Source organism: Candidatus Kaelpia imicola, assembly GCA_030765505.1.
Classification (GTDB): Bacteria; Omnitrophota; Gorgyraeia; order Kaelpiales; family Kaelpiaceae; genus Kaelpia; species Kaelpia imicola.
This window is the reverse complement of the sequence record JAVCCL010000024.1, coordinates 1-9720: the sequence shown is the minus strand read 5'-3', so window position 1 is coordinate 9720 and position 9720 is coordinate 1. Positions and strand designations below refer to the sequence as shown.

At 37.1% G+C, this 9720-nt stretch carries 11 protein-coding genes; all 11 read right to left on the bottom strand.

The genetic code is table 11. The features are described 5' to 3' along the window. Positions 1-674: 674 nt before the first annotated feature. Entirely contained in the window at positions 675-1319 is a 645-nt protein-coding gene (locus P9L98_03880; GenBank protein MDP8216441.1) for a hypothetical protein, read from the bottom strand. Between the two features lie 572 nt (positions 1320-1891). Continuing rightward, the gene (locus tag P9L98_03875; GenBank protein ID MDP8216440.1) at positions 1892-2257 is read right to left on the bottom strand and encodes a hypothetical protein; all 366 of its coding nucleotides are present in this window, start codon (positions 2255-2257) and stop codon (positions 1892-1894) included. A gap of 254 nt (positions 2258-2511) precedes the next feature. Next, positions 2512-3879, bottom strand: coding sequence for a hypothetical protein (locus P9L98_03870; protein ID MDP8216439.1), 1368 nt, complete (start codon positions 3877-3879; stop codon positions 2512-2514). A gap of 226 nt (positions 3880-4105) precedes the next feature. After that, entirely contained in the window at positions 4106-4849 is a 744-nt protein-coding gene (locus P9L98_03865) for a tetratricopeptide repeat protein (protein ID MDP8216438.1), read from the bottom strand. 36 nt (positions 4850-4885) lie between these two features. Continuing rightward, a complete protein-coding gene (locus P9L98_03860) occupies positions 4886-6037 on the bottom strand; it encodes a GNAT family N-acetyltransferase (protein ID MDP8216437.1) in 1152 nt (383 codons plus the stop codon). Between the two features lie 10 nt (positions 6038-6047). Then, complete coding sequence (locus tag P9L98_03855; protein ID MDP8216436.1) at positions 6048-6380, bottom strand: hypothetical protein; 333 nt, start codon at positions 6378-6380, stop codon at positions 6048-6050. A 61-nt stretch (positions 6381-6441) separates the two neighbouring features. Beyond that, positions 6442-6990 carry an ankyrin repeat domain-containing protein gene (locus P9L98_03850; protein MDP8216435.1) on the bottom strand — a complete coding sequence of 183 codons (549 nt, stop codon included), beginning with the start codon at positions 6988-6990 and terminating at the stop codon, positions 6442-6444. A gap of 56 nt (positions 6991-7046) precedes the next feature. Next, the gene (locus P9L98_03845) at positions 7047-7487 is read right to left on the bottom strand and encodes a hypothetical protein (protein MDP8216434.1); all 441 of its coding nucleotides are present in this window, start codon (positions 7485-7487) and stop codon (positions 7047-7049) included. 11 nt (positions 7488-7498) lie between these two features. After that, positions 7499-7663, bottom strand: a complete 165-nt coding sequence (locus tag P9L98_03840) for a hypothetical protein (GenBank protein MDP8216433.1) — start codon at positions 7661-7663, stop codon at positions 7499-7501. A 204-nt stretch (positions 7664-7867) separates the two neighbouring features. Beyond that, positions 7868-8344 (bottom strand): hypothetical protein, encoded by a 477-nt coding sequence (locus tag P9L98_03835; protein ID MDP8216432.1) that lies wholly within the window; start codon positions 8342-8344, stop codon positions 7868-7870. 197 nt (positions 8345-8541) lie between these two features. Then, on the bottom strand, positions 8542-9645 hold the full coding sequence (locus P9L98_03830) for a hypothetical protein (GenBank protein ID MDP8216431.1): 1104 nt from the start codon (positions 9643-9645) through the stop codon (positions 8542-8544). Positions 9646-9720 lie beyond the last annotated feature (75 nt).

Sequence of the window (9720 nt, the reverse complement as noted above, 5' to 3'; positions counted from 1 at the left end):
CTTTATTTTTCCTGTATGCATTTTAAACCTCCCTTTTGGTTTTTATCAGGACGAATAAGATAGCGCCCTTCTTTTTTTATAATCCTCAAAACAAACATTGATGCATCTTTTATCTATTAGCTCTTCTAATACTTTCTGATAGTATTATACGACAAACAAAAACCCCTTGCAACATAGATAACTACAGAGTGTTAAATATAAAAACTCCCAGATGAGGACTCGAACTATAATTATCTCTGCCAATAAGCAGCTACTTTAGTTATATATATATCGTAATTTTCGCCACCGAGATTAGAATCTTTCATTTGAGTCCGCAACCACTTGATTACTACTCAAGTGCCACAGTCAAGTGTGCAAAGAAAATACTTAAATTAATGCGTTGTTAATCTTTGATTATCAACAGATTACAGAGGTGATATTGTTAGTGTGAATTTTTAAAAGCTGATTGTGACAAAATTGTGACAGTTTTGTTCAATATAAATACATTAAAAATTCATTAATCTTCAATAAAAACCGTGGTAATGTATCTCCCTGTATTGGACGAGTTTCGCAACTGGTATATGAAAGTTGACACCAAATTACTATATCAGGAATTAGGAGAAACAACAAAAGAGATAACTTTTAGATAAAAATAAGGTTTCGTATTTTTCTGTCTCGTTTATCATTTTTTTCTACTAGCTATTAAGGATTTTCCTAAATTCAGCATCCTCAGTCTTATAATCATCTTTTTTATGCTTATCGTAATATTTATACCATTCTTTTAAATTAGCTATCATAAAATCATGAGTTTTCCATAATTTGCTTATAAATATAAAAAAGAAAATCAAAACCCCAATTCCTAACAATATACTGATTATATCCTCTAAGCAAATAACAGAATCTATAACAAGAAGGGGCTTTCTCCAATGAAGAGAAAGTAATAACGATAGACTTAAAATAAGTAAACTGATATATATACACAAAGCGTTAAAACCATCTTTTCCCCATCTGCCATATACATGAAACATGCACGGTTCTACTTTTTTTACCAACCGTGACCTAAGATGCCATTTTTCTTTACCGTCCAATTCATGAAATATAGCTAAGTAGCTACCTTCTTGATAGATACCATAAAATAATCTAAGGCATATGTAAGATGATACTGTTAAAAGCAGTACTATTATAAAAGATAAGAAATAAAGGTGAGTTTTTGCCAATCCTGAAGTAACAATATAATAATAAACTAAATAAGCAACAGCAACCGTTGTACCTATTAATAAATAGTGCACTCTAGCAAACCGTTGAAGCATTTCATTGCGCATTGTTTCATATTCGCTCATTACTTTCCTCCTTTTTGTTTATTTTATACAAGAACAAAGCCCTTTGCAACATGCTTTGTTACAGAGAATTAAGAAGTTCCAGTACAAATATTAGTTATAATATCCTCTCTGAATACTGTGCCTGTAAATAGGTGTTATATAGCCCAATATTGGAGGATATATGTCAATTCAGAGAGGTTGTTTTAGTGGCATTATCGGCTGCCCGGAAGAGGTTCGAACTTGTATTTAACAGGCTAATGGTCTTCAGAGGGGTGCAAAAATTAAGAGAATCAGGTTAAAAGGTGGTAAATTTGTCCGATTTTGTCCGGTATTTTGGAGAGTCAATTTACATAACTCTTTTACTTTTAAACAGTTACGATATGTTCAACCTTATAGGGTGGACATTTAACTAAAAACAGAAAATGGGGCCGTTGGTTAGACGAGTTTAGAACTGCACTAATTGAATAAACAAGCTATGTTTTCTCAAAAATCCCATAGCGTGAGTAGTAAAAGACGCGTTTCCTAACCGATACCCCTATAGACACCTCTCAGCTGGGGGTATCTTTAGGGCCTCCTTAATGTGGCAAACCAAGTCATGATGTATTATGCCCAGTCCTTCTATAAAAAGCGTCTTGCACCACACCTGTCTCATCCACCTCCACGCAGAAGTTATGTTTTGAACTATGCCGCCTATAGAAAATCCAACCTGTCTCTACCTTACTCACCCAGTTAGGATGTTCTAGGGCTTCACGAATCTCAGACCTCGTTACCCCAAGTTTATCTTTAATTCTCTCCCGCACCTCACTGGATAGTACTATTTCCCTACCTTCATAAATAACTATTAGCCGCTGCTCAGGTTCTCTTATTCTTCTTGCATATAAAAAATTTGAACTAAATAAAATATTCCCTATTACCGCCAGGCAAACTAATCCAATAATTTTTTGCCTAAAGGATTGCATTAACCTTAATTCCTCCTTTCTATAAGTATGCCATATATTAACTTAATATACAAAAAGCTGAAGAAATTAGATGTCAGCAAGGGTTTTGGATATGGGGCGAGCGACGGGATTTGAACCCACGACAACTTGAGCCACAGTCAAGTGTATGTCTAGATTATTTAAATTAATAGGTTGTTAGTCTTTGATTATCAACAGATTACAGAAGTGATATTGCTTATGTGAATTTTTAGAAGCTGATTGTGACAAAATTGTGACTATTTCACCTCAAAAGCACCTTCTCCAAAATAACTAGGATCCCAAAGATATCCATCCCACCGATTTCCATTAGATTGATGCCTACCATCCTTATAATCTCGACTCATAATATCCATTAAATTTGGTATTACAGTGATATTATTACCAGGAAAATCTTGTTGAGCAAAAACGTGCAATTCGCCATTAAAATCTCTAGCCTTAATCATCCATCCAGTTAATGGATCACGGCTAATATTTTCTATTTTCCAAAACTCACCTAAAAATCTTGCAACCGGAGCATTTCTCTCCACATTCACGAGCCCATTAAAAAATTGTTCTTGAAAACCTGCTGCAAAAGCTGCACTCAAGCTCAAACTACTGCTCATATAATAGGGATGTGCATAAACTGCATAATCATTACCCATTTCAGTTATTGCCCTATTTACAAAATGAGAAATTATCTCTGAATCCCCACCTGGGATAGACTTAGCTTCATGAAGTATCGCCGCAAAATCAGGTAATAAATTATCTGCTGGGATACGATTGTTTTTAACTACATCTCCTACCAATAAAGCCCTAGACCACACCAGCAACTGAGGCATAGACCAGTTTATATCAGCATAAGAATAATCAGGTCCGTAGTTAACTGCAGAAGCCATGACATCCATAAGAAGAGGTACTTCTTCTACTCGGGTTGAATCACCAGGCATTATTTTATTTGTCCATATATGCTCATTCCCATCCATATCCCTAGCTACAGAAACCAATCGAAAACCATAATTAAAGCGGTCTGAAGACTCCTTGCTAGGTAGACGAGGACCCAAGATAGTTCCATCAATTGCTTCTATGCGAACGTCAGTAATTTCATAAAAACCTTCAGGAATACTACTACTATTACTGCACATATATATAGTTGAATCGGGTTGTCGTAATTTAAAAGACTCTTGACCAACAATTCGTACAGTATTTGTATCGTCAACTTCAACTTGATATGCTCCCCCTGAAAGCCAATTCAAAACAAGAGTTAATTCAACATCAATTGTACCCTTAAAAAATTCAGGAGATTGTTGTATCATTACAAAACCGAGTTGATTAAGTCTTTCCAAGCTTATTATAGTATCCCCTCCTATCACTGCTTCAGGATATTCTCGTGCTGCTCTTAACACGGAAAAACCAGCTAGAGATTGAAGTAATACCGGTATATATTCTTCTGAAAATACACTCCAATCACTTGCCGCAAGAAGTCCTTGTTGCGATATTTGATTATGCACACGTCGCATTAAAAAAGAACTGTCGAGCAACCAATCTTTTTTAAAATTAACATTAACTAATTGAAGTACGCAAACACAACCAAGTACAATAGATAAAATTAAATTTCTTGTTTTCATTTCTACCCCCACTTTTTTTCTTTTTTACCCTTATTTAACCTACTCTATAAGGTTACCATATCTTTAGAGTTTGTCAAATCTGGGATTGAATAATATTTAGGGGACTCACCCTCGCCACAGTCAAGTGTCCCCTCAAAAACTAATATACCCACTCACCTTCTTAAGTCTCTTACCTATATTACCTAAATCCTCTAATCTCCTTATCCTTCCCCCGCTCTTTCATCTATTATTTTTGTATTTTTCGTATTAATTCATAAGCTTTTGCATAGCCCAACTCTCCCGCTTTATTTAAATCGCTCAACGCTCCCGATTTATCCTTCAGCAAATATTTAGCAAACCCTCGCCCAAAGTAAGCCTCTGCATATTCAGGGTTAATCTTTATTGCTTCATTAAAATCCTGTATAGCTCCTGCATAGTCCCTCAGAATACCTTTAGCTAACCCTCGCCAATAGTAAGCCTTTACATATTCAGGGTTGAGCTCTATCGCCTTACTATAATCCTGTATAGCTCCTCTTTCGTCATTCAGAAAGTATTTAGCCAACCCTCGCCCAAAGTAAGCCTCTGCATATTCAGGGTTAATCTTTATTGCTTCATTAAAATCCTGTATAGCTCCTGCATAGTCCCTCAGAATACCTTTAGCCACACCTCGCCAACGGTAAGCCTTTACATATTCAGGGTTGAGCTCTATTGCCTTACTATAATCCTGTATAGCTCCTCTTTCGTCATTCAGAGAATATTTAGCCGACCCTCGCCCATAGTAAGCCTTTGCATATTTAGGGTTGAGCTCTATTGCCTTACTATAATCCTGTATAGCTCCTGTATAGTCCTTCAGGGAATATTTCTCTATCCCCATATCTAAATAAGTTTGAGCTTTTTTGTTATTAGTTTCTTTTCTTACCGACTGAGATGGCTCTTGACTACAACCAGAAAGTAGAACCAATATCAAAAATGGCACAAATAGTTTATTCATATTCTCACCTCATATCTCCTTTTATATTTCCCCATGTTATGCCTTGTCACCAGGCGTCGCCGACGCAAAAATTCCTTCCGAGTCGGCCCTAGTTTCCTCTGCCTTTCTTTGGGCTGGTTGTATATTTACTGCTTCCCCGGGCGTATAGCTCATCACTTGCTCGAAATATTCCTGATGGAAGCCCAGATTCTCCATATACTTCCATTGTTCTTCATTTTTTGTTGACTTCTGTACACTAAAGATATGATCGTGTTCGTCAAAGACTCTATCAAGATTCATATTCACATCCATGCCCATTGCCTTTGCCATTTCTCGCGTATCTTCATAAATCTCCTCTTTGTCCGCATTCTTCGGAAATACTGCATACATCCTGGCGCTGCTTCCCAGTTGGCGCACTTCCTCATTAACGGCCCGTATCGCTTCCTGGAAGAGAGCTTTGAAGCCGGTGATGCCATACTCTGGCAGGACACAAGATGGGCCAAGGCGATAAGCATAATCTGGTCCTTCAGCAAAACGGCCTTCGTCTTTCGAAGCCTGTCTCCGTCTCACCATGATAAATCCCACAACCTTTCCTTGATCTTTCAAACAGAAGCAACTCTCCTTGATTGAATCATTGTATACATTTATAAGAAACTGCAGGCGTTTTGATTTGAAGTATCGCTCATCAATTTCACCGATGGCTTCCAGGTCATGCGCATCGAGTCTTTGCACCTGTATCTTCTCTCCCAAATTCATTTCCTCATATTCTGCCTTAAGGGGTAACTCGGCTTCCTGAGACGTTGCAAAGGCTTCTGCATGGAATCCCATCTTTTTGTAAAGGCCTATCGCTAACGGAACCGACCCAAGTCGAAATATGAGAACATGCTTGTTTTCACGCAGATAGTCTATGACACCCCTTATCAGCTTAGTGGCAAGTCCTATTCCTCTGGCTTCTTTCGCGATAATGATATTGCCGATCCAGGCTTGATTGTCGTACTTTGTGGTGAAGATACTCCCTACGATGCGTCCATCTTCGAGAAGTGTAAAACAATCCTGATTCAGCGTCAAATACCTTTTGAGTTCATGGTGGTCATAATAGTACCAACCCTCTTCATTCATCAACTCAATTATTTCGTCTATATGCTCTTCGTGTAAGCTTAGAGCCTTCACTCCAGGTGTATTTATGATAATGTTTTCAACGTCGTTCATCTCTCTTCATCTATAAATTCTTTCTATACTTCAACATTTTATAGAGAAAATAACTGCCAAGCACCATATATAACATATATATAGGAATAAATGCCATAAACAAGGTAGTACATACTAAATCAAACATCCATACAGAAATACCCACAAAGCGTAACCAAAAAAGCGGGATCAATGCCACAACTATATAAATAATTCCTCCAATGGCCATTGCCCCGTCCCCTAAACCTGTAAGACCAAGAAATAGGTGCATCAGTCCTATGAACAGCAATAAGAACATAGATGCTTTCATTAACTCTTTTCGCGTATAAGCCTTATTCAAAATCTTTTTTACCTTTTCTTTCATGTTTACCTCCTTCTCTCTCTTCTGTTTTCAGTAGAGAGAGAACGTCTTATACCTACTATATTTATTGCAGTATCTTTCCAATATCTGAAAATCCTGCTTCATATGCAAACGTTGAGGCTGTCTTGCCGTTTTCAGCTCTAGCGTAAATATCAGCGCCTTTTTCTATCAATAATCTTACGGTTTCAAGACTACCTCCGATCGCCGCTAACATTAGAACTGTCATGCTGTGGTCTGCTTTAGTATAAATATTTGCTCCGTAATTTAGTAACAATCTTACGGTTTCAACGTGACCTGCATGTGCCGCAGCATGCAGGGCTGTGCCGCTTTTGTCATCCCTTGCATCAATACTTGCGCCTCTGGACATCAATAGCCTTATGACTTCGTTTCTGCCGCCAATTGAGGCTGTCATCAGGGCGGTTCTTCCGCCTTCGTCTGTGCTGTTGATGCTAACCCCATTATCTAAATAGTAGTTAACTGCATCCACCCTTCCGTTATAGGCAGCATTCAAAAGTTCGTCTGTACTGTCTGCATATGAAAGAGCAAAACCAAAAAACACATACATCATAAAAACAAAAACAACCAACTTGAAACATTTTGATAATCTAGGCATGTTTTATTCCTCCTTTTTGGATTAGATTTATCTCCAACAAGCTCAAATTCACCCTATTATTCAAACTGCTCTTTTACTTTGGGGCGGGTAAAATAAAATAATACAATGCAATTAAAGATAATCCATGGAAGATTTGGTAATAATGACTGTTTAAAGACTATGCTATTGATTATATGCGTAAGTATATCGACCGCTGCAAGTAACATAAATAGCTTTGGTCCCCAATCCTGAAGTTTTAAGATGCCAATACCGGAAACAAAAGCACATATTCCAAAGAACATCTGTATCAAGCAGATGGGTATTTCATGCAATGAGACTGACCAAAATTCTTGATGCATTTTATTAATATTTATGCTTGCCAATATCTTAATTGAAAACTGACTCTCTGGAATAAGAAACGCTATTATGAACAATGTCATAAAAATTGTAGTTACAGTTCCAATAAGCAATAAGAAGATAGGAAATATTATTGTTCCAACTGCTCTTTTCTTTTTCATAATTACTCCTATTAATATCCTTTTGTTCTCTCTTCAGCCGAAGTAAAGACAGTCAACTTTAAATCTTGAGCCCAAGGGTATTCATATAATATCATAACTTCTATGTCTGCTTCAAATTTATCTCTTAATTGTTCAGCCCTTTTCTCATCTTGCGTGGTAGGATCAAAGATTATCATAACTGCAACATCGTTGTCTAAGACTTTAACGAATGTATCAAATTCATTATAATCCTGTACATAAGAGCTGATCTCAAGCTTTAACCACTCTCCTCTTGTAAGAGTATAGGGTTTATCTAGTTTTTTATGAGTTCTGAATATCCCTCAGCCACTCAATGCTAAGCATAATAAAATGATTAAAAGTTTTTTCATATTACTTCTTTTTTAATAATCATAACCCCACATCAACTCCCATATAGTTCTATAGAGGATATCATTTATGTAATTGCGAGAGATATTGTATTTATTTTCGAACTCCCTAAATATTTTATCACTTTCATTATCGGTTTGAAGCGATTCAGGCAGAGAAGAAAGCCTTGTGTAGATTTCCTCGCCTACATCCCATTCCCAATCAGAAACTCCTCGTTCAAAGGCTCTATCTACGATGTCACGTACCTGTTTGTAGGATATATTGTATTTAGTCGCAACTTCCCTAGATATTCTATCCTCACTCTCTTTTGTCCAGCTGTCCATGTCGAAGAATTTATCTATAAAATCATAGTAGACATTGAATTCCCAATTCGAAAGTGTTTGAGAGTAAGAGTTGCTTGAAAATAAAACTAGACTCAAAAATACAGCTGTTAGAATAATATTTTTTCTCTTTTTCGAAATGTTATTACTAATAAGAACAGTAAGCTTCATCTTAGCTCCTTTTTATCTAAGCAAGGTTATGTAGATATATTACTAGCGGTTGATTAGATTTGTCAAATCTGTAAAGATTCTTCAGTAAAAGCAAAGGGTTTATTGCCGGGAGGTTTAGCGTTACACCTACTATGCCGCCGTAGGCCCGGATATCATATTCGCCTTCAGGTAAATAAAAGGCTCCGATTACCAGCAACTTAAAGGATATTAAACGTAGCGCGAATTTCAGCGTTGAATGGGGAATCCTCTATAATTTTACTCGCCAGACTGGCATAGCCACCCAGAAGGCCTCTTGTTTGTAGTATTGCCATTAATTCTTCTGCGACCTCTTTTCCCCATGCAGCGCTTATCGTACTAGCTATCTCTGCGCTTTTATGGGCGGGTAAATCAGGTCTGTAGCTTATAAGAAAGGTAAAAGCCAGGTGATTTATAATATTTCGATACATTAAATCTTCTTTTTCTGCAAACGAAGCCGGATTGCCGGCTATCTCTCTGGCTACCAGAGTTTCTAAAGGCGAGCGTGATGGTTTGTATGCCTGGTAAGTTTCAATTGAGTAGTTGGCGTTAGCTTGGTTTTCTATTGTATAAAAAATACCCATGTCAGCAAGGATCATCATGTTCGACTGTATCTGTGCATCTAAAAATTGCAAAAGCTCCTTTTCGCGTGCAGGCATACTGCGAGACTCATATTTTATACATTCCTGGGCATGGTATAAGTATGCGGTTGTATTACCAGAGATGAGGTGTTGCTGTGCTGTAAAATGATGATATTCGCATAGTAGAAAATCTTTCCAGCTTTTAAAACTGATTGGTTCAGGTATTACAAGTATTCTATGCTTCGCTAGCAATCTCATGAGTGGTTTATCAAACCCTTCGAAAGTAGCTCCGGTGTATTCGTTGTTACCAGTGCCTATCCCATCTTTCGATGTTGCCATCAAGCGAGTCATATTTTCTACCCCATTTTCAAAAATATTTTTTAAGCTGGTTTCATAAGCTTTTTCTGTCAAAAGATTTAGTAAAGGTACTCCAGAAGACTGTGCGAGAATTACAACTTTATCTAAAGATGGGCCGGTGTATTCTGTAAGGAATACTATTTCTATTCCGTCTTGTTGCGCTTGCTGTATCTGTTCTTCAATCGGTCCTTTTATCAAATCAAAATCAGATTTATCAAAATGATAGGTCTGAAAAAATATTATCTGGCCTTTTTGCGATTGTGAAGATGTATGAATTCTCCTACCTTCAGAGGTATTAATTAGAAATATAGACAAGAATAAGACAATTATGACACTCTTTTTACTCACCTTACTCCTCGCTTTCTATAATATTAAAAGACTCTATGCCTGTTAATCCAGGAAGGGTTACCGGTGTTTCATACT

Bases quoted from the DNA above. Each gene is read 5' to 3' on its own strand.
- P9L98_03880 (MDP8216441.1), bottom strand. From the start codon at position 1,319: ATGAGCGAATATGAAACAATGCGCAATGAAATGCTTCAACGGTTTGCT.
- P9L98_03875 (MDP8216440.1), bottom strand. From the start codon at position 2,257: ATGCAATCCTTTAGGCAAAAAATTATTGGATTAGTTTGCCTGGCGGTA.
- P9L98_03870 (MDP8216439.1), bottom strand. From the start codon at position 3,879: ATGAAAACAAGAAATTTAATTTTATCTATTGTACTTGGTTGTGTTTGC.
- P9L98_03865 (MDP8216438.1), bottom strand. From the start codon at position 4,849: ATGAATAAACTATTTGTGCCATTTTTGATATTGGTTCTACTTTCTGGT.
- P9L98_03860 (MDP8216437.1), bottom strand. From the start codon at position 6,037: ATGAACGACGTTGAAAACATTATCATAAATACACCTGGAGTGAAGGCT.
- P9L98_03855 (MDP8216436.1), bottom strand. From the start codon at position 6,380: ATGAAAGAAAAGGTAAAAAAGATTTTGAATAAGGCTTATACGCGAAAA.
- P9L98_03850 (MDP8216435.1), bottom strand. From the start codon at position 6,990: ATGCCTAGATTATCAAAATGTTTCAAGTTGGTTGTTTTTGTTTTTATG.
- P9L98_03845 (MDP8216434.1), bottom strand. From the start codon at position 7,487: ATGAAAAAGAAAAGAGCAGTTGGAACAATAATATTTCCTATCTTCTTA.
- P9L98_03840 (MDP8216433.1), bottom strand. From the start codon at position 7,663: ATGATAATCTTTGATCCTACCACGCAAGATGAGAAAAGGGCTGAACAA.
- P9L98_03835 (MDP8216432.1), bottom strand. From the start codon at position 8,344: ATGAAGCTTACTGTTCTTATTAGTAATAACATTTCGAAAAAGAGAAAA.